Annotated in this window: 25 protein-coding genes and 1 tRNA gene; 22 read left to right on the top strand and 4 right to left on the bottom strand. The window is 35.0% G+C overall.

The window, feature by feature from the left end:
• The first annotated feature begins 57 nt into the window (after positions 1-57).
• The 18 genes from FFS26_RS15780 (at position 58) to FFS26_RS15700 (ending at position 18,929) form a co-directional block, all read left to right on the top strand.
• A complete protein-coding gene (locus tag FFS26_RS15780) occupies positions 58-363 on the top strand; it encodes a hypothetical protein (protein WP_137905509.1) in 306 nt (101 codons plus the stop codon).
• A 12-nt stretch (positions 364-375) separates the two neighbouring features.
• A complete protein-coding gene (locus FFS26_RS15775; protein ID WP_137905508.1) occupies positions 376-771 on the top strand; it encodes a hypothetical protein in 396 nt (131 codons plus the stop codon).
• Positions 772-853: 82 nt separating this feature from the next.
• Positions 854-2,182 carry a phage portal protein gene (locus tag FFS26_RS15770; RefSeq protein ID WP_137905507.1) on the top strand — a complete coding sequence of 443 codons (1,329 nt, stop codon included), beginning with the start codon at positions 854-856 and terminating at the stop codon, positions 2,180-2,182.
• 1 nt (position 2,183) lies between these two features.
• On the top strand, positions 2,184-2,309 hold the full coding sequence (locus FFS26_RS22900) for a hypothetical protein (protein ID WP_262710323.1): 126 nt from the start codon (positions 2,184-2,186) through the stop codon (positions 2,307-2,309).
• Positions 2,306-3,145, top strand: a complete 840-nt coding sequence (locus FFS26_RS15765) for a hypothetical protein (protein ID WP_137905506.1) — start codon at positions 2,306-2,308, stop codon at positions 3,143-3,145. Before FFS26_RS22900 ends, FFS26_RS15765 begins: the two co-directional genes overlap by 4 nt.
• A gap of 1 nt (position 3,146) precedes the next feature.
• Positions 3,147-4,376 (top strand): hypothetical protein, encoded by a 1,230-nt coding sequence (locus FFS26_RS15760; protein ID WP_137905505.1) that lies wholly within the window; start codon positions 3,147-3,149, stop codon positions 4,374-4,376.
• Between the two features lie 18 nt (positions 4,377-4,394).
• A complete protein-coding gene (locus FFS26_RS15755) occupies positions 4,395-4,634 on the top strand; it encodes a hypothetical protein (protein WP_137905504.1) in 240 nt (79 codons plus the stop codon).
• Between the two features lie 11 nt (positions 4,635-4,645).
• On the top strand, positions 4,646-5,308 hold the full coding sequence (locus FFS26_RS15750; RefSeq protein WP_137905503.1) for a hypothetical protein: 663 nt from the start codon (positions 4,646-4,648) through the stop codon (positions 5,306-5,308).
• Positions 5,305-5,826 carry a hypothetical protein gene (locus FFS26_RS15745; protein WP_137905502.1) on the top strand — a complete coding sequence of 174 codons (522 nt, stop codon included), beginning with the start codon at positions 5,305-5,307 and terminating at the stop codon, positions 5,824-5,826. The genes FFS26_RS15750 and FFS26_RS15745 overlap by 4 nt, the downstream gene beginning before the upstream one ends.
• Positions 5,827-5,837: 11 nt before the next feature.
• Positions 5,838-6,737 carry a hypothetical protein gene (locus FFS26_RS15740; RefSeq protein WP_137905501.1) on the top strand — a complete coding sequence of 300 codons (900 nt, stop codon included), beginning with the start codon at positions 5,838-5,840 and terminating at the stop codon, positions 6,735-6,737.
• A gap of 144 nt (positions 6,738-6,881) precedes the next feature.
• A complete protein-coding gene (locus FFS26_RS15735) occupies positions 6,882-7,379 on the top strand; it encodes a hypothetical protein (protein WP_137905500.1) in 498 nt (165 codons plus the stop codon).
• A complete protein-coding gene (locus FFS26_RS15730) occupies positions 7,379-7,624 on the top strand; it encodes a hypothetical protein (RefSeq protein ID WP_137905499.1) in 246 nt (81 codons plus the stop codon). Before FFS26_RS15735 ends, FFS26_RS15730 begins: the two co-directional genes overlap by 1 nt.
• Complete coding sequence (locus FFS26_RS15725) at positions 7,611-8,357, top strand: hypothetical protein (RefSeq protein WP_137905498.1); 747 nt, start codon at positions 7,611-7,613, stop codon at positions 8,355-8,357. The genes FFS26_RS15730 and FFS26_RS15725 overlap by 14 nt, the downstream gene beginning before the upstream one ends.
• Complete coding sequence (locus FFS26_RS15720; RefSeq protein ID WP_137905497.1) at positions 8,347-12,297, top strand: tape measure protein; 3,951 nt, start codon at positions 8,347-8,349, stop codon at positions 12,295-12,297. Before FFS26_RS15725 ends, FFS26_RS15720 begins: the two co-directional genes overlap by 11 nt.
• Positions 12,294-15,512 (top strand): hypothetical protein, encoded by a 3,219-nt coding sequence (locus tag FFS26_RS15715; RefSeq protein ID WP_137905496.1) that lies wholly within the window; start codon positions 12,294-12,296, stop codon positions 15,510-15,512. The genes FFS26_RS15720 and FFS26_RS15715 overlap by 4 nt, the downstream gene beginning before the upstream one ends.
• A 68-nt stretch (positions 15,513-15,580) precedes the next feature.
• Positions 15,581-16,453 (top strand): hypothetical protein, encoded by an 873-nt coding sequence (locus FFS26_RS15710; RefSeq protein WP_137905495.1) that lies wholly within the window; start codon positions 15,581-15,583, stop codon positions 16,451-16,453.
• Positions 16,453-17,859: a hypothetical protein gene (locus FFS26_RS15705; RefSeq protein WP_137905494.1), complete on the top strand. Its 1,407-nt coding sequence runs from the start codon at positions 16,453-16,455 to the stop codon at positions 17,857-17,859. The genes FFS26_RS15710 and FFS26_RS15705 overlap by 1 nt, the downstream gene beginning before the upstream one ends.
• Positions 17,859-18,929, top strand: a complete 1,071-nt coding sequence (locus FFS26_RS15700) for an SGNH/GDSL hydrolase family protein (protein WP_137905493.1) — start codon at positions 17,859-17,861, stop codon at positions 18,927-18,929. Before FFS26_RS15705 ends, FFS26_RS15700 begins: the two co-directional genes overlap by 1 nt.
• On the opposite strand, the gene FFS26_RS15695 is transcribed toward FFS26_RS15700, so the two are convergent.
• Positions 18,926-19,582 carry a GDSL-type esterase/lipase family protein gene (locus tag FFS26_RS15695; protein WP_137905492.1) on the bottom strand — a complete coding sequence of 219 codons (657 nt, stop codon included), beginning with the start codon at positions 19,580-19,582 and terminating at the stop codon, positions 18,926-18,928. The two genes, FFS26_RS15700 and FFS26_RS15695, sit on opposite strands and share 4 nt — an antisense overlap.
• 64 nt (positions 19,583-19,646) lie before the next feature.
• On the opposite strand from FFS26_RS15695, the gene FFS26_RS15690 reads away from it, so the two are divergent.
• From FFS26_RS15690 to FFS26_RS15675, 4 genes are all read left to right on the top strand, one after another.
• Positions 19,647-20,204 carry a phage holin family protein gene (locus FFS26_RS15690; RefSeq protein WP_137905491.1) on the top strand — a complete coding sequence of 186 codons (558 nt, stop codon included), beginning with the start codon at positions 19,647-19,649 and terminating at the stop codon, positions 20,202-20,204.
• Positions 20,167-20,739 carry a hypothetical protein gene (locus FFS26_RS15685; protein ID WP_137905490.1) on the top strand — a complete coding sequence of 191 codons (573 nt, stop codon included), beginning with the start codon at positions 20,167-20,169 and terminating at the stop codon, positions 20,737-20,739. The genes FFS26_RS15690 and FFS26_RS15685 overlap by 38 nt, the downstream gene beginning before the upstream one ends.
• The gene (locus FFS26_RS15680; RefSeq protein ID WP_137905489.1) at positions 20,736-21,290 is read left to right on the top strand and encodes an N-acetylmuramidase family protein; all 555 of its coding nucleotides are present in this window, start codon (positions 20,736-20,738) and stop codon (positions 21,288-21,290) included. Before FFS26_RS15685 ends, FFS26_RS15680 begins: the two co-directional genes overlap by 4 nt.
• A gap of 63 nt (positions 21,291-21,353) precedes the next feature.
• Positions 21,354-21,680 carry a hypothetical protein gene (locus FFS26_RS15675; protein WP_137905488.1) on the top strand — a complete coding sequence of 109 codons (327 nt, stop codon included), beginning with the start codon at positions 21,354-21,356 and terminating at the stop codon, positions 21,678-21,680.
• Positions 21,681-21,683: 3 nt separating this feature from the next.
• Here the strand turns inward: FFS26_RS15675 and FFS26_RS15670 are convergent, their stop codons facing one another.
• The 3 genes from FFS26_RS15670 to mce form a co-directional block, all read right to left on the bottom strand.
• The gene (locus tag FFS26_RS15670; protein WP_137905487.1) at positions 21,684-22,931 is read right to left on the bottom strand and encodes a hypothetical protein; all 1,248 of its coding nucleotides are present in this window, start codon (positions 22,929-22,931) and stop codon (positions 21,684-21,686) included.
• Between the two features lie 106 nt (positions 22,932-23,037).
• A tRNA-Ile gene (locus tag FFS26_RS15665) sits at positions 23,038-23,111 on the bottom strand.
• A gap of 62 nt (positions 23,112-23,173) precedes the next feature.
• The gene (gene mce, locus FFS26_RS15660; protein ID WP_137905486.1) at positions 23,174-23,572 is read right to left on the bottom strand and encodes a methylmalonyl-CoA epimerase; all 399 of its coding nucleotides are present in this window, start codon (positions 23,570-23,572) and stop codon (positions 23,174-23,176) included.
• Positions 23,573-23,654 lie beyond the last annotated feature (82 nt).

Genomic DNA, 23,654 nt, shown 5'->3' with positions numbered 1-23,654 from the left:
ATAACAATTGGGTTATTTAAAAAAAAATAAATATTGCCAAAATAATTAAATTTGAATATGACAAACACAGAAGCAAAATTAATCCACGGATTGATCAAGAAAGAAAATAGAATCAAGGCTACCGAGATAGTAGGCTTTTTCAATATCTTACACGCTCAAGGAAAGTGTAATGATAAGCTTATTGAAGATATTAACGCTTATGTTGATATACTCAGTATTTTATACAAAAAGAATGATGGTCTTCCGGTGTATAAAATACAGAAGAAGGCAAACCCGATTGAATCGGATGCTTTTGCAGCGTTTACAAAATTTCATGTGGAAATTACAGAGCTTATGAAAATATATACCGAGAAAATGAATTAATTTCACAGCCATATGGATGCAAAAGAATTGAGAATAGGAAACATTTTAAACGCTGTTGTAAGTAATGGTGTTGAAACTTTTACTTTTAATGAAATCGTAGTTCATGAACTCACTAAAGATGGAATGAAAGACGAGAAAGGATTTAGATTCCCATATGACACCATCGTTGGAATACCTTTAAATGAGTGGTGGTTGCTTGAGTTTGGATTTTTTCATTCCGAATCATTAGACATGTATTTATTGAAAATTCAAAAAGAAAAGTGGATATGTTGGAATAAAGATAAAGGAATTACACTGCAAGATGTAAATAGAACTCTATTCGAATACAAGAAAATAAAATATGTACATCAGCTACAAAATCTATATTTTGCTACCCAGCAAGAAGAATTAAAATTAGAACAGTCTTAACAGGCTGTTTTTTTTGTTTCTGCTTTATACTTCACAACACCATAATAACAGGTATTTACTTTTGCTTTAAAACAAAGTATTAGTGAGTATTTTAACCAAATTAGATAATGCGATTTATGCGGCTGTAAAATCATGGGGAGGCGGAAGCGCCCCTTATGAGCGTTTAGATGACGGAACTCACTTCTACTATGAGCCTGCTAATCTTTTGAGCTACCTTGGAATAGGAACCCCTTATTACACCCCTTACCAAAATCTAAAGTCATACTACTTTGAATGTTTCTTTTTATCTGACTGCATAGATATTTATGTTGATACATGCAATAGGGTGAAACTAATGGAAGTTGATTCCAAAGGTAACGAAGTTCCAAATTCAGAATACGTTTCTTTTCTACAGGAGCCGAACGGTCTACAAAATCAATCTGAATTAATTTCAGAAATGGTTATTAATAATTTGACATCTGGGATATCAATTAGCTATGGAAATTTCTTCAAAAATGGAAATCTAAGATCAGATGCTCAGTTATACAATATAGACTTCAACAGATTATCTACACCAAGGATTAAAAACCCTTATTTATTGACAAAGAAAGCTATTTCGGAGTTGATATTCAAAGAGCAATTAGAAGGTTCGGAACGCAGGGATCTGAGGCTGTACGAGCTTGCTTATTTCTATGATAGAATTCCCCAAAAGGGATTTTCTGAAGAAGGTTTTAATAGCCGTAATTTTTTTAATCCAACATCAAGAATATTCCCTTTACTTTCCAATTTACACACTCTTATAAGTTCACAGGAAACTATGGCGTATTTAGTCAATAGCCCTGTTAATTCTGTTTTATCCAAAGAAAAGAGTGATCACGCTCCTACTGCTGATGATCAGAAGCATGATGCAGAAGAGAAATTAAGTGGACGTGGTAAATATGGAGCCGGAAGAGGTAAAATTGGAGATATCATTGTTACAAACATTCCATATAAGAAGCTGGATATGGTTAGAGATAACAAAAAGCTTCAGAATATCGAAATGCAGAATAATGCAAAGGAAAATGTAAGAACCAGACTTTCAATACCTAAAGACTACTTTGGAGATTCCACATACGAAAATAAACAGTTCTCTGAAGCCAGGTTTACTTTAGGTCCTGCAAAGACTATTACAGATAATTTCTGCAATACTTTAACAAACAAGAGTCCTGAATACTTCAAGAGGAAAGGAACAAGATTGATAGGTTCATACGAACATGTTGAAGCAGTAGTTGAAACTACTAAGAAATTGAAAAATGAAGGCTTGCTTAAGCGTGTACAGTCAATTTCAGCTTGTATTGATGCATACGAAAGATACAAAACCGTATACCCGGATGCTCCATATGATCAATTTCTGATCAATAACCAGTTAACCGAATTCTTTAAACAGACTTAAAATGGAAAAAGAAGTGATCATAAAAATTGAAAAGGCTTTAAACCGCAAAGATTTAGATCCGGTTTTAAAAGCAGACTTAGAAAAAAAGAAAGAGATCCTTTCTAAAAATAAAACGGTAAAGAAATGATAACAGTAAAAGAATTCCCAGGCAAACAGTTCGCAACAAAAGAAGAGTTGTTTAAAGAATTGTCTGCAAATAAGGCTCTTTTAAAGGCTAATAAAATGCTTCAGATGAAAGAGTCTGACAGCATAGCCTATTCATTCGCTGTTAATGAAAAGAAAGAAGCTTTAAAAGCTGGTGAAGTACGATTTGAAGAGATCAACGTATTGGATGTAAAAGTGGTTATCAATAGCTGTAACCTTTTTGATTCACACAGTGATGTTTCAATAGATAGCAGTTGGAACCGTACAGTGAAGAACGCGAAAAGGGTTCTATTACTGGAAGCTCACAAAGCACAATTTGATAAAATTATTTCAGATGAAATCGAATTGAAAGTAGAAGTTATTAGCTGGAAAGATTTAGGCTTCGATTACGAAGGTAGCACAGAATGTCTTGTGTTCTATGCCCGGTTAAGAAAAGACCGCAATCCATTCATGTTTGAACAATACGCTAAAGGCTATGTAAAAGAACATTCAGCAGGATTAAGATATATTCAGATTGAACTTGCTATCAATTCAGAAGCTGAATGGAATAGAGAAGAAAAGGAAGTTTGGGATAAATACTATCCTAAAATTGCAAATAAAGAAGATGTTGATCAGTACGGCTATTTCTGGGCTGTATTAGAACAGCAAATAAGAGAAGGTAGTGCTGTAGTGTTCGGTTCTAACTTCGCTACACCTACCATGTCAGTTGAACCCGTTACAGACACTTCAACAAAAACAGAAAAAGATACACCGGACCCGGCGACCGCCACTCCAAAAAGTGAACAGAAACCAATTATTAATTTAAACTTATTTATTTAAAATGGATTTTAAATACAAAACAGTAGCAGAGATTAATGCTATGTCGCCGGACGAACAAGAAAAGTATCTGGCTGACAAAAAGACTCATGAAGACAAAGTTGCAAAAGATCAACTGGACGCTTCTATTGCTGAAGCTTTAAAGCCTATCGTTTCAAACCAGGATAAAGCGGGTCAAGATATGGCTACCGTGATGGAAGATGTAAATGCAATTAAGGAGGCTATGAAATCAAAAGTAGGTCCTGAATTAAAGAATTTCCTTCATACGGTTATCAAAGAGAATCACGAAGAAATTGTAAAGAATTTCAAGGAAAAAGGATCAAAGAAATTCATTATCGAAAAGGTTGCTGCAATGCATATGACAAACAACGGTACAGTTACCAATGTCGCAGGCCTTGAAAACTTCCCTACCGGAACTTTTGAAATGGATAACGATATTGCAATGATCAGAGTTCCTGAGAACTTTATTCTTTCAATTATCCGAAATAACCAAAGATCCAAAGTGCCAGAAATGGTAGTAAAAAAACAACAAGTACCAGGTGAAGGCGCAGTTGCTGTTGTTGCTGAAGGAGGTATTAAGCCTTTAGTTCAGTATAAGTTCCAAAATACAGCCACTAAAAGAAAAAAATACGCTGGTCGTATTGAGTGGACGGAAGAATTTGAAATGGATTTTGAAGCGTTACTGGATGCTATCATTGAAATGTTTGAAAGAGACGTGCTGACAGCATGGCAAGATGGTATCATTGAGACTATCGAAGCTAATGCAACCGCTTATGTTTCTTCATCCTTAGATGATACATTGATCAACCCTGATAACGGGCTTGCAATCATCGCTACTATGCAACAAATTAAAGCGCTTGGATTTATTCCGGATGCTGTTGTAATGAATCCGGTTGATATTGATGCTGCTATCTACACGCAGGATGCAAATGGAAATCTGCAATTGAAACCATACATCGATGCTAACGGAAACAGAATTGGAGGTGTAAGGCTGGTTCCTTCTCTAAAAATGGATGCTGGAACAGCTTTAGTTGGTGAGTTCGGAATTTATAAAGAGATCCACACTGGATTTATCTTCAGAAGAGGTCAGTATGATGATCAATTTATCAAAAACGAATATACAGCCATCGGAGAAGTATTCTCTGTTCTAAATGCTGCACCAGCTCATTATCCTGGTATCGTTAAAGTGAACCTAGCAACAGTAAAAGCAGCGCTTCAAAAACCTGCTGCATAACCTTAAAAATATTATAAAATGTCAGCAAAAATAAAAGAAACGGAGAAAGACAAAAAGATTGAGGGAGAAAAAATTTCTTTCAATTCAGCCGAGGACTATATGGCTATTCAATTGAATGGTCCAGACGGAAAACCTACAGGTCCTGTATATGTTGAGCATAAGCATTTAGCGAAAAGGCTAATTGGGAAGAAGGCTGCAACAGAGGCAAAGGGATCGATTGAAGTCGCCAAATCTCAAACTCAAATCATCGAAGACTAAAAAGTATTATCATGCCACTAATAGACAGTACATATTTCATTGACTCCAATATAGTAGCAAACGTTACGGAGCCGGACCCGGACAAGAAAACCGGTAACGTTCTTAAACTTGATATAGTTAAGGGTGAGCGTGATGTACTGTCTTTTGCCTTTGGAATAGAAATGTGGAATGATTTCAAGCCTTATATTTCCAACGGAATGGACCCATTGACGCCACAGCATTACAAAGACATAATCATCGGTAAATCCTATTTAAAAGATGGAAAAAAGTGCTTTTGGACCGGTCTTATTCAGGAAGAAACAAAGGAAAGTCTTTTAGCGGATTATGTTTATTGTCAATACCATACTGATGATGTCACAACTACAACGGGTATAGGTGAAGCCAAGATTGAAAGTAAAGTCGGAAACAGCACCTCTATGATTCCTAAAATCGTAAAGGTATGGAACAGGTTCATATCAAAACTTCATGGTGGTTTCAGATCTAATCCTGCAGGATTCACAATTGAGGGACGTCCTTATTGGATAATCAAGGGTTGTAGAGATTATTATGGCATTTATCCGAAAGATGGAGAAGTATCATTAATGCAATTCCTGTTTGATAATAAAGAGTCTTACCCTATGCTTGATCATAATTATAGACGTTTTGGAGAATTTAAAAACGAATTCGGAATATGATAAACCATAATAAATTGATGTATCAGGTTCTGGACCGTACAATCATAATAAAATTCCAAGATCGTGACTGGGTTGTCAATTACACAGAAGGAGATCTTTTTGAGCTTGTAGCAAAACTGGAAGATTCAACAACAAAGTACCCTATCATCTGGCTTCAGACAGGATATTCAGTTGAAAGAAGAAAGCAGGAAGGAATTACCAAAATGGTAGGATGCAAGTTTTTTTTGATCACCCTTGGAAGCAAGACAGCCAGGTATGAAAATAGATTTGAAAGCACTTATGATCATATACTTTATCCTTTGCTTAAAAGAATGGATGAGAAGTTTAGAAAAACAAAAGGCCTTACTGCTGCAGATAATGATTCTTACATGGTATTTCCTCTTAATGACATTGCAAAAGATGATAAAGGCAATCCAATTCCAGAATTAACCGCAATCACTGATGTATGGGATGCTGTTCTGTTTGAAACAGATATTACCATTTCAAATGATTGTTTTCCAGATTTAATAATTAAATAAAAAATAAAAATATGCCATTAACAATTAAAAAATGTAGTATTTCAGATATGGTTGCCAGACTTGGCGGTCTATTCTGCGATGAAGAGCAGGTTTATGGATTCCTACTGATGGATAGATCTGTCAGACTTGATCCTGCAACTTTCACTAAAACTGTATTGGATAATTTAATTCAACAGGATAAGATTATTGGAGCTATAAAATTCTTTTCAGCAGAAGATATTGATGTAGATCCAACTTATACCGATTCTTCTACCGGTGAAAGTACCAAGAATACAGACGGAATCAAGAAATGGAACTTTATGTTCAATAAAGGAAACTGTTTCCAGAACGAAATTCAAAAGCTTGACAGAAGTGAAAGATATTCATTCCTTCCGATTTTCAAAAGCGGTTCAATTCTGGGCCAGTTGATGAAAGACGGAAAAATCAAAGGATTCAATGTAAAACTATTCACTGGTGTCAAAAAAATTAAAACAGCTGCAGAAGGCGGTGGTTCAGTATTGAGAGTGGATATTCTTCCAGATGCCATGAAATATTGGCAGGGTCAATCTGCTATTGTAGAAAGTAAAGAAGTTGATTTCAATGAACTAAATCCAGTAACAGGCGTTTCCGTTGATATTACTTCTCCTTTGGTAGCTGCTGCAACATCTACAAAAGTTTTAGTAACAAACCAGTGTGCAGATAGTAGAGTTACAGGCCTTACAGTTCCAGAAAATTGGGGAATGAGAAGAAACGGAACATTGGAGGCTGTGACAGCAGTTGCAGAACTAAATGGTGAATATACTTTCACTCATGCTCCTTTGGTTGCTAATCAGGATATTTCCTTTGAAATTAATGACGCTGGATATTCGGTCTATGTATTAGACACCGACTATTACGCCGGGAAATCTATAACCGAAAAAGTATCAGCGTAATGGAATATGCAGTTGGAATCTATAAGATTGTTCCACCAAAGCCTTTTCCTTCTTTCGAAAAGGCGGTGGAATACATCCAAGAAAAATATCCAGAATTGGATGTTAAGACGATCGAAAAGCATCTAACGCCTAAAATTACCAATAATGGCAACGATAAATCCGGAAACCTTCCTGAAGAGAATTCAGCTGGCATCCAAGATGACACCGAAACTGGTACAGCAGGCGTTAAAAGAGTCAAACCTTCCATTAATAAACCAGGATAACCTATTAAGAGGAAAAACGAGTGACGGGGGCCGAATGCCCCCTTACTCTAAAAAGTATCGCCGGGGAAATGTATTCTATGCTGACTACAAGAATAGGATGAACCCTTTGAACAATCGTAGATGGGATTTAAAGCACTGGTGGAATAAAAAGTATGACGGCTTATTTTATCGTAGTATCAAAGTAAAAATTACGCTAAAAAACGTTCAGTTCTCCACTAACTACAGTCCGGTGTACATGCGAGATATTTACTATATCATTCCAAAACATAGAATTATCGGTATAACAAAACAACAGATGATTGATGCTCAGATCAAAAACAAGCCAAAACTTGAAAGACAGATCCTTGGAATAATAAACGAAGGAAAATTAAAAAAATAATGTGTAACTGCAGTAAACCCATCACAAAAACAGAATGTCAGATTCTCAGGAAATATGTTGAAGACCCGGAAGGCAGAACTTTCATTTACCATGTTTTTGACGGTGAACGAGGTTTAGAAATCGCTCAAGTGCCCAAAGAAATAAACCCAAACCAAATTGCCATTGAAAGAGAATTTATCGGATCTGATGGATTGCCTGAATGGTATTTCGTGCGTGAGCACCCATGTTTATATGAAAAAACTTAGTAAAAATATAAGAATATACCAAGACAGTAAAGAAATCCCCTTTTTGAACTACAAGAGAATAGTACAGACAGGGGATTTTTATTACATGGTAAAAGGATATGAATCTGGTGATTCCATCAATGCAGATGTTGATGTTTTGAAGGCTAAATTTAAGGAGATAGAAGAAGATTATGCTGCTTCGATCAACACCAAAAACTCTGATGTGCTTACCTATGGTGAAGTTGCAATTGTTACAAACGAATTCAACAAGTTTAATATTCTCCTTCTTTTTGTTGAACAGGCTATCAAGGCACAGGAACTTAGAGCAAAATTGCAAGAATTGATTAAGGAAATCGCAGAAGATGATAAAGAATCAGATGCTGAAGAAATTGAAATGCTTATGGCTTTGTCTTCAATGGAACATTCTGAGTTTGATGCTTCAGATATAAAGGATCTTCTTGCTGATTTTAAAGTGCAAAAAAGTGATGATCTATACAAACAAAGGCAATTCCTTCAAAACAGACTTGATAAGCTTAATAACCAGCTTTTAAAACTTAACAGCCAGTTAGAAAAAGTAAAGGAAAATAATATTGAGTCTGATTTTGATATTGAAGAGCAGTTTGTAAGTGTTTGTATTGGTTTGGAAATTCCAGTTGATGATTCAAAAATAACCTTATTCCAGTACGGTTTGATGGTGAAGGCTCTCATTAAAAGAGTTGACGAAATAAATAAAATGAACAGAGATGCCAGATAAATTAGCCATATTGCAAGCTCAAGCTATTATTGCGGAATTAAAAGCGGTTGAATCTGAAGCAAGAAAGCTTAATACTACTTTCAAGGAAACTGTAAAACAAACCGAAAAAATAAATAATGGATTTAATTCTGGAAGATTAAGAGATTATACAGCTTCTTTCAGAGAATTAAATTCCATTACTACTCAATATGTAAATACAGAAAGACAATTAGCTGAATCTTTGGCTAGAACAGCAAATTTAGAACGTCAACAAGCGAGACTTCAAACCGAACAAGCCAGAACCAGAAGAGAACTAGCAGAAGCTAGAAGATCAGAAAGCCGTGAAAGACAACAGTCAGCAAGAGAAGCTGCAGCAGAAGCGAGAGCTAACAGAGAAGCAACCAGTGCTCATGCTCAACTGACAAAACAAACCCGGCAAGCAAGACAGACGGCCCGGGATTATGGTTCCGAAATGGTATTATTGAGAGAAAGGCTCAGACAAGGTACAATTTCTCAACGTGAATACAGAAGCCAAATATCTCAACTTAATAGAGATTTCAGAAGTACAACGAATGAAGCAATACGTCTTGAGAGAGAACTTAGACGTGTAAATCAACAGACATTACCATCCAATCAAAGAAGCGGTGCGTTACAGGGAAGAGTTACGGATATCTTAAAAGGTGTTGTAGGTGCTAGTGCTATCGGTAATATTGCCACCGGAATTGTTGGAATTGCTACAGATGCATATGAGACTGTAAAAGCGTTAGATGCTCAAAATCTAGCGTTAAAAAGCGTGTTTGAGACTGAAGCTCAAATGGCATTTCAGAAAGAATACCTATCTGAATTAACCAACAAATATGGATTAGAGCTGGTATCTACTACAGATGCATATGTGAAGTATTCGGCCGCTGTAAAAGGTACATACCTGGAAGGTGAACAGGCCCGAAAAATATTTGATAGCTTTTCCGGCGCTTCTGCAAAATTAGGATTATCAGCTGAACAATCTACTGGTATATTCAAGGCTTTGGAACAGATGATTTCCAAGGGCAAAATTCAAGCTGAAGAATTACGCGGGCAGTTAGGCGATAGAATGGCAGGTGCATTCAAATTGTTTGCTGATGGTATGGGGGTTTCCACGGCTGAACTGGATAAAATGTTGAAAGCGGGAACGGTTGTAGCAGATAATGTACTACCTCAGGTTGCGGAAAGACTTTCTGAGGTTTACAATTTAGATACTGCAGGAAACATTGACACGATAGCAGCTGCTCAAAACCGTCTAAAAAACGAGTGGACATCTTTCTTAAGTGATTTCACTGATAATAAAGATAATGTAGATTTCCTCGCTGGTAGTATAGATGCATTGTCTTATGCTGTTAAGTTCTTACTGGATATTCTGGTTAAAGATGGATCAGCTGGAAGAGAAATTGTAGGAGGCTTGATTGATATTATAGGCTCGTTGTTTGATGCTTTAGGCACTGTTACTGGTATTACAGAGACCACATCTACCAAGATGGAGAAATTCCAAGCTACATTACAGTTTGTGAGTGCTGATGTAAATATTTTAGCTTCTGCCATTAAATATCTGACAAGTGTTGTTTCAAACTTTTTCTCAACAATGTTTGAGGAGAATGGATGGGATAAGTTTAGCCAGAAAATGGAAAAAAGTGCAGATAGTCTCATAAATTCATACAAAAAGTGGGATAAGCTTACTAATGATGCTGATAGATTATTTTCTGGATTAACTCCAAACGAAAGAGCTATAAGACAAAGAGAGGAAGAGACAAATAGATACAAAAAAGCCTGGGATGATGCAAAAGCGTCTAAGGCAGCATATTTTAATTACCAAGGAAAATATTTCTCCACTTCAACAGGTAGAAATACAGGTAAAAGCCTTGATGAATACATTGATCGGGGTGATAAGCTAGAAAAAAAGACACAAGTTAAAAAAACCGTTTTACCAGGTGACAATAAACCATCAAGACAAAGAGGATCTTCCTTAACAGGTGGTCAAAAAGATTTCCTCATGATTTTAGATGGGGAAAGAAGTACTGAGCTGGCAAATTTAGAACGTGACAGGCTTGCTTTAAAAATTGGTTATGAAGATTATCTTCAGGAAAAAGAAAACATTGCTATCCGATATGATAAAAAACTTCAGGACTTTTTAAAAGGCGCAAACGCCAAAGAGATCAAGTTGAAGGGTGCTTCTTATAAAAAAGCTCTCGATGCAGCCGTGCAATCAAATGAAAAACTTTATAGCGAAAGATCTAAAAACCTAGAAACTAATTTCAATAAAGAAAAGAATATTATTGAAGGTAAGAATAGAGAAATTCAAAAAAACCAAAACATAAGCGATGCCGACCGATTAAGGCAGCAAATTGATATTGATTCCGAACTTATTCAGAAAACAGCTGATTCTTATGAAAAAAGAATCCAGCTGGCGGCCAGTATGGGACAAAGAGTGTTAGAGCTGGAACGTGATAGGGATGAAGAGATTGCTAAAATAGAAGATCAAAGGCTTCAGCGTATGGCTGCTATTCCTGAAGCGATCAGAAGTGAAATCGAATATCAAAGTGAGATTCTTTCTGCAAACAAGGATATTTCTTATGAAAAACAAAGACAATTAATCCTTACCAATAAAAAGCTAAGTGCAGAAGAAAGGTCCTATCAGTTAGCTGTTCTGGATAAGCAAAACGAGATCAAGACTACTGAGCAGGAAATTGAAAAACAGACAAAGCTTAGAGACTCAATAACTAGTCGCCTTCTTAATGAAAAGGCAATTGGTTTACCTGGAACCCCAACGAAGGAAGATATAAAATTACTTGCTGAATATGGTGCTGAAATAGAAAGGTTAACAAATGTAAATATTCAGAATAAGAAAGATCTTGATCTCCTAAACTTTGATAAGATTGCAAAAGGTTTTGAGCCCTTTGTAAATTTGATTTCCAGCGGACTAAACGATCTGGGATTGAATCGGGTTTCGGATCAGTTTACAAAAATGTATCAGAAAATTCTGGATGAAGGAAAGGACTTTTCTTTATCGAATAAGGAAATATTTGAAGCAGCAGGAGCTGTAATTTCTGATTTCGCCCAAATGTTTACCAATGCTCAAAAAGAAAAAACTATTTCTGCTTTAGATGAGCAGCTGAAATATTCCCAAGAAGCAACCGAACAGGAATTAGGTTTCATAAATAGCCGTTTAGAAGCTTTAAATAGTCTTGAAGAGCTTACAGCAGAACAGACGGCCGATAGAAATAGACTAGAAGATGAAGCAAGAGTTTATAAAGATCAGCAAAGACAACGTGAAAAACTTATTGAAACTCAAAAAGCACGAGCCGAACAAAAAGCTGCAGCTCAACAGGCCCTTATTAATGGTGCTTTGGCCGCTACGATGACACTCGCTCAGATGGGATTTATTGCCGGCGCAATTCCGGCCGCCCTCGCTCTTGGTTTTGGTATCGCTCAATCAGTTGCTATTATGTCAAAAGATCCAGTTCCGAAATATTGGAAAGGTAGAACTGGAGGAAAAGCAGAATTCGCAATTACACAAGATCGGGGACGTGAGATTATTGCAGGTGAAGACGGTCGTATTAAATCGTTAGGTTCTGATTCCGGGGATAAAATGACATGGCTTGATAAAGGTGATACTGTTTACACAGCTGATGAAACGAAGCGGATTTTAAAGACTATGGGTCCTTCTGCTAAAATTGGGAATAAGGTTTTTCAAAGAATTGCAAGAGAAAGCATGATTGCCCCGCAAATTTCCATAGTGAATAATTACAGAGATAATTCAGACGAACTTTCGCGAAAGATTGGAGAATATCTAGACAGAAAATTAGAGAAATACTCACATCCAACTACTGAAAGAGTTTTTGGGCAGATACTTAGACATAGGGGCGCTAATAATGCTGAACTTGTCGGAGAATATGATTTAAAAACATTAGAAGAAAAATATTACAGATGATACCAATTAACCATATTATAAACGAAAACGGTGTTAAAAATATTTTCAAATTCATAGTACCCTCTGGATCTTTCCAGGGGGAATATGTCATAAATAAACCTGACGGGTGGGATGATGTAGACTCTATTGTCAATATTGATGATGAATTATTGTTTGTGAAAGACTTTATCATTGGTGAAAATACAAAGCTGAAATTCTACCAGTACAGTAACAAAATAGCTTATGATGTACTTTACAACGTAAAAGAAGAACAAGGTACTGACGGCCGGATTATCTTTAAATGGTTAGCCGTTAAAAATGGTGTAGAGTATGATCTGCTACAAGATAATTTCGAGGTGAATATGAATAAGTACAAAAATACACTCGAAAACAATACTTTCGTTATTGATGTGGACCTGATAAAAAGCGAGTCCCAAAATAAGCTATTTAATCGGGATGATGTTACTATAGATTTGTTCGGGACTAAAGATCTTGACGAAAATACTATTACTCCTGTAGAAACATTTCAATTGGGTTACAAGAAGGGAGCTGCAAAACTTTCAAATTTTTATTCATGGGACATTTCACAAGATATATTAAGCATTAAACCAAGTACATCAGGATTCTTTTCTTTTAGTAGATCAGAAGAATATGAGTTTGGTAGTAATACTAATGAATATTGTGGAATAAAGAATGTTAATTTGGGAAGTATTGGAACAGTTACATTTGATCAGGGGCCGTTTGTATCAACGAATATTACTTTAAAATCAATAAAAATTGAAGTAAGCAATATGCAAGTTGTATTTGGTAGATTTAATAGTTCTATTACTATTCCTCCAAATGTTGGTTTATACGCCGTTATTTCCGGGTCAGGATTTTTTTATACACAATTATTGAAAAATTTTACATCACAATCTGGAAATAGTTCTGAAATAAAAATTGACAATGAAATTTTCACATTAAATATAAATGACGTTTCCAATATATCACCTGGGCAAAATTTAAGCTTTTTGTTTTTAACAACAGATATAAATGATCAATTTATAATGACATCGTTAAAAACTAATACCAGTATTGAAATCACTACTAATATGGAATCTCCTATTGTTAAAACTAGCGGGATACGCTTACTTGATGCTATAAAACAGGTAGTAAAAAATTATACAGCATCAGGATTAAGTGTCGTTAGTAATTATTTAGGCTTAGGGGGAATTTATTACAACACATCCGTATCTACAGGTGTATATTTAAGAGGGCTACCGACTATTTATACTGCAGGTCAAAAAATTAAAACATCTTTCAAATCATTGATTACTGAAGGGGCGGCCAAATTATTGGTTTTAGGATTTGATGTCCTTAATGAAAATGTCATAATAGAAGATTTAGGATATTTTTTTAAAGATGTAAAGGTTTTTGATTTATCTGATAAAATATACATGCAAGAAGGGTTTAGTGTAGAACATGATAAAGATGTTGTTTTTAACACCATGCTTTTTGGTTCAAAAAAGTTTTCAAAAAATGTAAAAGATGATATCCAAAACTTTATAACATCGGCAGAATTTACGACCCCAATTAAAAGCATCAAAAATAAATTTGATAAACAAACTGATTTAATTGTTGATGAATATAAGATTCAAGAACTTATAGAAGATAAAAGTTCTTCAACCAATGATAACGATGATGATTTGGTTATGATTGATATGGTTAATGAAACAGATTATTGGGATTCAGGAGTTTTCCCAAATTGTATACATCAAAATAAAGACAATAAATTAGTTTTAACATGTGCTCAATTGGCCTTCGATACGACATTTATGGAGGTTGGATCAAGCGTTCAAATTACTGAAGGTTATAATTCTGGTACTTGGACTATTTTAAATATAAACAAAGCTGAATTAACTTTAAATAAAACATCAGGAATAGAATCTGGCACAAATGATACTCCAATCAGATATAATATACCATCACTGGTAAAAAATAGATCCATAAGAGATGGATTTACAGAAGATCAATATGTAAGAAATCCTGAAACTTCTACGAATTCACGTCACAATCCAAAATATCATATGGCAAGGTGGTTTCAATGGTTTGGTAGCGGATTAAGAAAAAAGCAAAGTTCAGAGTTATTAAAGGTGACGAACTACAAGAATAACGACAAGGCTCAGATGAAAATAAATTCAACTGATCTTGCCAATGAATTACCTAGTTTAATTACTGTAGGAGCGGATGAAAACTTGGGAAGAATGAGATCTTATAAACAGCCTTTTTTCTCCGGAGAAAAAATTGAAATTTCTTACACCAACGTAACATTCCAAGAGTTCATATCACTGTATGAAAATTGGAGATACGGAATTGAAGGTAATAGATTGGAAAGCCGTGGATATGTAACTTTGAATACTCCGATCGGTATTTATGATGCATATCCGTTTGGTGATGGTGCCTTTTCTCATGATCGTAAAACAAACATTCTTAGTTTCAAAGGTAAAATAAAAGGAAAATCCGTAGCTAATCCAGTTCTTGTATCTGTTGTGCAGGACAACAAAAATACAGTCACATTACATTGGGATTATGCAGAAGAATATGTAAATACTATTATTGATGTTCAATATTCACTTGATGGAATCAACTGGATAACACTTCGTCAATACGGAAGTACAAAAGAAGGTGTAATTATAGATGATGTTTTTACCAGCATAATTTCAGGGACAGATGTTTATTTCAGAATCATTGTTAATGCCGATGATTTTTACAATAAAATATCGAATACGTTAACTGTAAACTGGCAGTTTAATCCATACATAATATTAGTAAATAATAAAGCGGAAAATGCTGATTGTGGTTACAGCCGATTAGTTATAGATGTCAGGGGAACGGCTAATTTTGAAATTGAATACAGTTACGAATTTTCGCCAGGTGGTGGTAAACTATATGTTACGAATTTGGATGGTACCGGAGGAAATGTAATAATTGAGACCGGGTACGGGCTTCCAGTGTCAGGAACGGAGACTACAACGTTAAATATTAGTGGTAATACAGGACGTTTGTTCATGGAGTTATTAAATTCTGATAAAACGGAAAATTTACAGCCTTTGAATTGCAAATTTGGGAATGATATTTATACTGTATTTGCCAACTTGCTTGTAAAATTTACTGATACAATCACAAATACATCAAAAGAATTTGATTTGATGACCTTAACAGACAAGAAGTACACGAATTATTCTCCGTCGGAATAAGTCGTTGTAAATCAAATTGTATACTTATACTTGACAATACCATAATGCAGCCAGCATAATTTTGTTTTATGCACATGTTCTGGTATCATAGCCCGGTAAGATTCTATAAAACTCTCGAAGAGTTAGAAGATATGACAAACCCGCAAAACGCACAGTATTACGGGCACGTTAAACCATATCCTTTGGAAGTAAATTCTTATCACAGATATCTGATACCAAATTACCAGAATGAAGTTACAACGCAGGAGTTAAGTTTGTTTTTGGTTGGTGATGATGAAGTTCAAATACCGTGTGAGTTTGGTATAAGTGATGGAAAGCTTTTCCGTATTACCTTTATTTCTTTCGATGAAATACAGGGACACTTTGAAATAAGAGATTCTTCCGGAACAGCTATTTTTTATTCAAATTGTGTGAGGTTTGTTGATAGCACAGACTATGATGGAAGAAAATTCATAAGAATTGCAACACAATGCAACTACAACAGAAATCTTTTCTCTTATGCTGATGAACAACATGACTGGATGATCACAACTCTTCCGGCTTATTGTATGGGTGAATTTGATATTGATGAAGATATTAAGTCTTCGAAAACTAGCAATTTAGGCTCTACTATTATAAATGCAGCATGGACTGAAGAGAATGTTTCATACAAGATCCGAGCTGAAGGAGATAACAATATTCTCTCATTTATAGCAGTTCACTCCACAAACCAAGATTTATATATTGATGGAACCAAAAGAACCCGGAAGGAAAAACCAGAAATAACCGACTTCACCAATGAGATTACAATGAAGTTTGCAAATGTAAAAGACGAAAACGGATTGAATATCATTATGGATGAAAGACAAATTTTCGCTGATGTATTCAAATATGCATTAGGAAATAAAGAGAAAACAAAAGTGTATGTATACAATACTAACAAAGCAATAAAAACAAGATAATGGAAAATTTAATTCCAATACCATTCATTGAAGTAGAACCAATTGATGGATTACCAGAAAAAACTTCTCTTGAACCGGGGGGACATATGCTGTATCAAGCTGAAGATGGTAAAGAGTATAGAATTAGTACAGATACGTTTTATCAGATACTGCATAGTATTGCAAAACCTATTTCTCCAACGGATGCGGGGCCTTTTATTGCAAACTCATGGTATAAACCCACTACAAGTAGCGTTGATCCCGGGACAAATTATCCAAATGCAGGAAGCTTGAAAGCCCGTGTAGGATATGATACTCTTTTTTGGTATGATGGAACTAACTGGATTAAAACTGAAGTAGGTTTGCCAAAGGCTGATGATTCAGTAAAAGTAACTTTTACTAGTGTTGTAAAATTTGATCAAAAGAAAAAATATTCGACAATTAATCAAGCTGGAACGATAAATTTCACTTATGACCCATCTGGAGTAACCAAAGAAGCTATTGACAAACGTTACATTGTTTCTGATGGTGTAAGCGATATTAACTTCTCATCATCATTTGATGTCATTGGAGAAATTGACAAAACAAAAAATCAAGAGATCTATTTTACACGTCCAGAATTGGTGGAGTTTAAAATCCCCGCTGTTATTGTTAATGTTGCCAAGTCCGGACAAGTAACCCCTGTTGATTTAGATCCAGATGCACAAATTTACTATGACAAAATTCTTGCTGCAGGGGCTACACTTTCGACAGCAGAAACCAATGCAATGAACAACTTCTATTTGGCGGCCAAAGCAAATGGATATTTTTCAAAGTTAAAAGGTCTTTATTTTGTTCTAGGTAGTAATGCAGCTGCAAAACTACTTAATGGTATTTCTGGTCGACCTGATGCTACACTTGCTTCTGGAACTATTACAGCAGACGGAATCGGGGGCGTATTAGATTCAGGAATGAAACCGTCTGATATATTCAGCTTAACTAGTTTTTCGTACGGCTTACATAACACTACAGCAATATATAGCAATATTCGTAGTATGGGGTGTGGAGTTAGTGCCACGAGCGGAATCACGTTCTTGATAACTGGAACCTCGCCTTCAGGACAATCATTAATTTCTGGACCAAATAGGGATGTTTTTGGACAGATTGCTAATGCTGATTCTTTAGGAGCCTATGTTGTTTCAAGAACGGGAGGTACAACCGCAAAATTATATAAGAATGGATCTGCGATTTTAACGCATTCGGCATCGCAGGGGTCAGCTACATTGCCAAATATAAATTTTGCAATAGGTGGGTACAATGATAATGGAACAATCGCTGATGATACAAGAACTACGAAATGGGCATTTTTAGCTGATGGCTTGTCTGATTCAGAAGCTGCAGCAATAACTACTGATTTTAATACATTAATGTCAGCAATTGGAAGATAATGGCAGCAATAGGTACAATTTATAGTAAAAACAGCTTTACAGATCTAACTGAATTTGATCTAAAAGGTAACTGGGAGATTTCAGCAGGGAAACTAATTTCTTCCGGCGGAAACTCTATTTTACAATATAGATATGCCTCTGCATTAGATAATTTTTTATGGAAAATTCGTACGAACTCTGCAGCACTTAATGTTCAATTATATGGTATTCGTTCCGATAATAATATCAGAACAACTTTTAGTGTTGAATCGGGGAAGGCAAAATGGAATTATGCTTATAATAATACGTCAGGGCTATCATCGTCAGCGATTTCAATAGGCCCTAGTGACGTTTTAGAATATCAAATTACCAAAAATCAATGGACCATCTCCTTTACGGTAAAAAATATTACCACCGGAACTGAAACAACGGTTACTGCACCAGTTGCTGTAACTATACATAAGTTGAGATTATGGTCCGCATCTGCATTAGAAGTAATTAGTTTAATCAAGACATCAGATCAGGAATATCAGCCTCTTAATTTGTTGGTTGGAGATTCTATTGCATATGGAAGCAGTGCAACGACATCAAGCCTTAGATGGGGAACCATTGCAGGTTTTCAAGTGGAAGGAAGTCCGGGAGACACAAGTTCAGAAGCTTTACAATTACTTTATGAGATTACGAATATTATTAAACCAAAGCGTGTAATATATGCATTTGGAACCAACGATTTAGATATTGAGGTTTGGAAAACTAATCTACAAGCTTTTAAATCTTCGATTAGCCAAAGAAACATTGTATTTATTCTGATAACGCCTTATGCGAATTCTAACAGAGATATGACGGCATATCAAACTTATATAGCTGCAAATTTCAGTAAATATTTTGATGTTTTTTCGATTACTAAACAGTCTGGAAACTCAAATATGAAGCCGGAATATAATTCTGGGGATAATGTCCACCCAAATAATGCAGGACATCAAGCAATAGGAAATTATGTATTGGCTTCGCCATATTATACATTTACTCCCTTAAATCCGCCAGGTAACAACTCACTAATAGCAAGTATATTAATGCAATGGCATAATTAATTTAAATATGGATTTATTAAGTTTTTCCAAAGAAAATAACCTTTGGCATTCAGATGAACGCCATCAAAAGTATAGCGGGAATCTAATTCACCGTTTTTCAAAAAATGAGAGTTTAAATCAATGTAAGAAATATTGTTTTTAAGGCAATAATTTCTAAGCATAGAATTGTATGTATTTATAGAAGAATTTAGATGTTTTTTATCAAAACCAGTAGGTAAAACAGATTGAACAATTATTATGGTATTAGGACTCACTTTTTCTATTTGGTCACAAATTTTAGAGAAGTTAAAAAAGACAGTCTCAACTTTATTGTTTTCACTGAGATCGTTTAATCCGATCTCTAAGAATATTTTTTTTGGTCTTCCTATAACAATGTTACGGAGTCGAGACAAAACATCAGTTGTTTTATTTCCGGCTATTCCTCTGTTTTTGATGTTCAGGTCATTAAAAATCTCCTGTGTTGGAAAGCCTTCTGTTTTACTGTCGCCGAGAAGTACTATATCCGATTCTTTAATAGGGAAGGAATTCTGTATTTGGATTTTGGCGTTATCCAGGTCCTTTTTATTATATGTAATAGTAACAAGATTTTTGTCTTTTGGTTCTTGCTTGGAACAACAACAAACTAATAATGAGAGTATAAATAATTTTTTCATGCTAAACAAAAATATAAAAAATATTAAAGCAAAAGTATTTATCTAATAATCTATAAAAAATGAAATGGGAAATCCAATAATAAATTTTATCGTTAATAACCTGATTTCGATTCATTCAGGTCCAGCATATAGTAAAGCGTTTTCGGCTTTAAAATTGGCTGCTGTTCCAGCTGTTGGATTATCTATTTCAGAAAGGATAACAGGTTGGTATCTTGAAAGAGAAAGCTTTATAATAATATTGGCCTTCTCTTTAATTGCTGATTTGATTTTAGGTGTTTGGAAGCATTTGGAAAATCATAGTTTTTCCTTTGAAAAAATGCTATGGGGATTTACAAAGAAACTGGCGTTTTCTATCCTTTTTTACTTTTTCTCAGAAGCATTTTTACAGATTTTACAGGATTCTGGATATGAGTCTTTAGCTATAACCGGATTTCTAAGAATTTTACTTTTCGCCTGGCCAGCTGGAAATGTAATGGTCAATATGGGAATTCTTACGGGTGGAAAATTTCCACCATTGTTTGTGCTTAATAGGATTGCAAAGTTCAATAAAACAGGAGATTTAAAAGACTTGAAAAATACAGCAAATGAAACTGAAAATACTGATAATAATACTTCTGAGTAGTTTGTTACTCGGTTGTAGGACAAAGCATAAAACGTCTTTCTATTCCAAGGAAGGACGAACGGAAATTGAACGTTTGAAACTGGATTCAGTTAAAGAAAAAGCGGTAAAAGAGTCAACCAAGAAAGTAACCGATCAGACTGTTAAAAAGAATCTGCAAGATTTTTCCGGGGATATTGTCATAAAAGGAAAATCTGACACTTTAAACCCGCTGGTCTTTCACAATGTAGTCTCTGGTGATACACTTCAAAGTATTGTCATTCGCGGAACCGCTGATTATTACATAAACAATCACTACCGGAAGTCTGCAGAAGATAAACAAGAAAGATCCAGCGAAGAAAAAACAAACATAATTCAGGATCTTGCAAAAACGGCCGTGTCGAAAGAGACTATAAAAAAAGTTGCTGCAGAAGTTGAGAAGAAAACCAATGACATCAAAGCAAAAGGCTTTCAGGCTGGATTGTGGATTGTCCTGGCTGTTTTCGGAGTCGTGGCAATTATAATATTTGGAATTTATAAATACTTAAAAAGAAAATGAAAACATTAACAGAACAAGATTATATAAATGCAGCCAAAGAATTAGGTTGTGAAGTTGCAGCAATAAAGACTGTGAGTGAAGTTGAAGCTCCTAAAGGTGGTTTTCAGGCAGATGGCAGACCGACAATATTATTTGAACGTCATAAGTTCCATGAATTCACTAAAGGAAAATACAGTAAAGAGTTTCCGGATATATCAAATGAACGTCCGGGAGGATATACAAAGGAAAATGAACATGCCAGACTTGACAAAGCTGCAAAATTAAATAGAACTGCAGCTTTAAAATCTGCTTCATGGGGAAAATTCCAGATTATGGGTTTTAATCATAGTTTGGTTGGTTTCCCTGTTCTGCAAGATTTTATCAATGCCATGTATAAAAGTGAAGGGGAACAGCTAAAAGCCTTTGTAAAATTCATTAAAGCAAATAAGCTGGATGATGAATTAAGAGATAAAAGATGGTCCGATTTCGCCCGCATATATAATGGTAGAAATTATCATATAAATGCTTATGATGAGAAAATGGCAGCTGCATATAAAAAGTATTCAAAATAAAATTTGTTACAAATTGTATCATTAAAATTTTGATATAGATACAAATTGTCTCAAATTTGAAACATGGAAATAAGAGGTGAAGTAGTAAGCATATCAGACACAAAAGTTGTAGTAAAATCTAACCTTTACGGTAAGACAAAAGATTTTGATATTTTTTTGACTCCCAAAAAGAAACAGCTACTCACAGAACATATTGTAATAGTACGATCTATTGTTGCGTTCGCTGTAGCTCCTGAGTTTATAGAACTACGTGGTGAAAAGCTATGTAAGTTGTGGTTATACTATATTATTTTTCCTACGAGAATAGTCCAGGGGAAACGCAAAAAAGATGACTTCAGGGAGGGTCCTACCATTGGTGAACTCAGATTGGGAAAAGATAAAAAAGCGTAGTTTTTAGCTACGCTCCAATGTGTCAACAATTATTTCTTTCAAATCTTTGTTTTTTCTATTTTTTCTACCTACTGCATATTTACCAGTTGTCGTGTCAGTTGTATGGTTTGCCATTCTTTGCGCTGGGGCTTCCAGATCTTTCAATCTGTCGTCGTGCATCTCATCAAGAATATCAAGAAATAAGTGTTTGTGAGTATAGAAGTCAGCTGTCACTTTTAAAATATTACCTTCAGAGTCCATTATATCATCAGAATCTTTTACATGCCTTTTCCAGCGTCTTGAAATTTGTTTTGCGCTTATCGGCTTTTCTCCTGGAACCAAGCCGGCGGAAAATAAATAATCATCATCATCCTGGCATTCAGATAAAATCTCTCTCCAATATGGAATCGCAGCCCTTAATATAATTTTCTTTTCCCAGGTATATTGTTTTCCTTTCTTTATTAAAACCTGATATTCCTGATTATCCAAATCAACGTGTTTTTTCTGGATATGCATAAATTCTGTTGATCTACCTGCAGCATAAAAAAATATTTTTCCATACCTGAAGAATGTGTAACATTTTGTTTGAAGATACTTATGAACGCAAATCATATCTTCTATAGTAAGCACCTCTCTGATTTTTATCTCTTCTACCCTCTTTTCAACATCATTTACAGGGTTTTCTTTGCCAGTACAACCATATTGCTTCAATTCTTTAAAAAGTGACTGCAAGTGGCTTCTTGAATGATTAAAAACACTATCTGTAAGATTCAAATAATCAAGGATTGTTTTAATATGCCAGGTTTCCACATCTCCAATCAATAGTTTCATAAAACCGACTTCAATAAGTATTTTATCAATATCATTAACCAGCCTTAATACATCGTTAGAATATCCGGTACTCCATTTTTTGGACTTATTTTGATGGGCTATTTTGAGAGCCTCAATAATAGGAAGTTTAGGATGCAGCTTAACAACTTTTTTAGTCATGTATTGATGCGTAATAGGATTATAGTTCCTATTATCCAACATGTCTTCCATGATATCCTTTTGAAGTTCTGCTTCTTCCTTCAAATAGGCAAGATCATCACTTGAAAATTTCTTCACAAACTGAAATCCGTTAGGATATTTATCTGTTTGTGTAGGATCGTGAAAAATACACTTCACTCTCCATTGTCGAGGAAATTTAGATTTTTTTGTGAATTTTTTATAGCCCGCTGGACTTATAAATACACTGGTTCTTGAACAACCATTTAAAAGATTTTTTTTCATGATGTAGTAAAAGTTACCCGAAAAGTTACCCTTCAGACTTTTTCTACTCATGTTAAAGCTGTATAAAACTCGGAAAACCTAATGTGGCAAATGGTTTTCCGAGTAGTGGTCCCACCTGGGCTCGAACCAGGGACCACCTGATTATGAGTCAGGTGCTCTAACCAACTGAGCTATAGGACCTCAAAACTTGGTTAAATTTTGTGTTTGCAAAAATAGTAAAATTTCTTTCACTACAAAATTTTTTATTGCTTTTCTTGGCAAAGTTCTACCAGCACGCCGTTGGTAGACTTCGGATGAAGGAATACAACTAATTTGTTATCAGCACCTTCTTTCGGTTCTTCAGAGATAAACTGAAATCCTTCTTTTTTTAATCTTTTTACTTCCTCTAGGATATTTTCAACCCCAAATGCGAGATGATGGATGCCCTCTCCCTTTTTATCAATAAATTTAGAGATCGGACTTTCAGGATTACTGGCTTCCAGAAGTTCAATTTTACTTTCTCCTGTTTCGTAAAAAGAAGTCACCACACCTTCTCTTTCCACCGTTTCTTTTTTATAGGATTCTTTTCCTAATAGTTTTGTAAAAAGTTCATCAGAAACGCCTAAAGACTTTACGGCAATACCAATATGTTCTAGCTTCATAAATAGTAATCAATATAATTAAATCGTAAATTTGATACTACAGTTGAATTTCAAAGTATCAATTCAAACAAAAGTACTAAAT

This window comes from Chryseobacterium sp. 2VB (assembly GCF_005503635.1).
Classification (GTDB): Bacteria; Bacteroidota; Bacteroidia; order Flavobacteriales; family Weeksellaceae; genus Chryseobacterium; species Chryseobacterium cupriresistens.
This window is presented reverse-complemented; position numbering and strand designations above follow the sequence as displayed.

Coding starts and splice junctions, on each gene's coding strand:
- FFS26_RS15695 (WP_137905492.1), bottom strand. CDS start 19,582: ATGAAAAAATTATTTATACTCTCATTATTAGTTTGTTGTTGTTCCAAG.
- FFS26_RS15765 (WP_137905506.1), top strand. CDS start 2,306: ATGATAACAGTAAAAGAATTCCCAGGCAAACAGTTCGCAACAAAAGAA.
- FFS26_RS15675 (WP_137905488.1), top strand. CDS start 21,354: ATGGAAATAAGAGGTGAAGTAGTAAGCATATCAGACACAAAAGTTGTA.
- FFS26_RS15715 (WP_137905496.1), top strand. CDS start 12,294: ATGATACCAATTAACCATATTATAAACGAAAACGGTGTTAAAAATATT.
- FFS26_RS15755 (WP_137905504.1), top strand. CDS start 4,395: ATGTCAGCAAAAATAAAAGAAACGGAGAAAGACAAAAAGATTGAGGGA.
- FFS26_RS15685 (WP_137905490.1), top strand. CDS start 20,167: ATGAAACTGAAAATACTGATAATAATACTTCTGAGTAGTTTGTTACTC.
- FFS26_RS15705 (WP_137905494.1), top strand. CDS start 16,453: ATGGAAAATTTAATTCCAATACCATTCATTGAAGTAGAACCAATTGAT.
- FFS26_RS15690 (WP_137905491.1), top strand. CDS start 19,647: ATGGGAAATCCAATAATAAATTTTATCGTTAATAACCTGATTTCGATT.
- FFS26_RS15710 (WP_137905495.1), top strand. CDS start 15,581: ATGCACATGTTCTGGTATCATAGCCCGGTAAGATTCTATAAAACTCTC.
- FFS26_RS15735 (WP_137905500.1), top strand. CDS start 6,882: ATGGCAACGATAAATCCGGAAACCTTCCTGAAGAGAATTCAGCTGGCA.
- FFS26_RS15760 (WP_137905505.1), top strand. CDS start 3,147: ATGGATTTTAAATACAAAACAGTAGCAGAGATTAATGCTATGTCGCCG.
- FFS26_RS15680 (WP_137905489.1), top strand. CDS start 20,736: ATGAAAACATTAACAGAACAAGATTATATAAATGCAGCCAAAGAATTA.
- FFS26_RS15775 (WP_137905508.1), top strand. CDS start 376: ATGGATGCAAAAGAATTGAGAATAGGAAACATTTTAAACGCTGTTGTA.
- mce (WP_137905486.1), bottom strand. CDS start 23,572: ATGAAGCTAGAACATATTGGTATTGCCGTAAAGTCTTTAGGCGTTTCT.
- FFS26_RS15730 (WP_137905499.1), top strand. CDS start 7,379: ATGTGTAACTGCAGTAAACCCATCACAAAAACAGAATGTCAGATTCTC.
- FFS26_RS15700 (WP_137905493.1), top strand. CDS start 17,859: ATGGCAGCAATAGGTACAATTTATAGTAAAAACAGCTTTACAGATCTA.
- FFS26_RS15725 (WP_137905498.1), top strand. CDS start 7,611: ATGAAAAAACTTAGTAAAAATATAAGAATATACCAAGACAGTAAAGAA.
- FFS26_RS15780 (WP_137905509.1), top strand. CDS start 58: ATGACAAACACAGAAGCAAAATTAATCCACGGATTGATCAAGAAAGAA.
- FFS26_RS15720 (WP_137905497.1), top strand. CDS start 8,347: ATGCCAGATAAATTAGCCATATTGCAAGCTCAAGCTATTATTGCGGAA.
- FFS26_RS15740 (WP_137905501.1), top strand. CDS start 5,838: ATGCCATTAACAATTAAAAAATGTAGTATTTCAGATATGGTTGCCAGA.
- FFS26_RS15750 (WP_137905503.1), top strand. CDS start 4,646: ATGCCACTAATAGACAGTACATATTTCATTGACTCCAATATAGTAGCA.
- FFS26_RS22900 (WP_262710323.1), top strand. CDS start 2,184: ATGGAAAAAGAAGTGATCATAAAAATTGAAAAGGCTTTAAACCGCAAA.
- FFS26_RS15670 (WP_137905487.1), bottom strand. CDS start 22,931: ATGAAAAAAAATCTTTTAAATGGTTGTTCAAGAACCAGTGTATTTATA.
- FFS26_RS15745 (WP_137905502.1), top strand. CDS start 5,305: ATGATAAACCATAATAAATTGATGTATCAGGTTCTGGACCGTACAATC.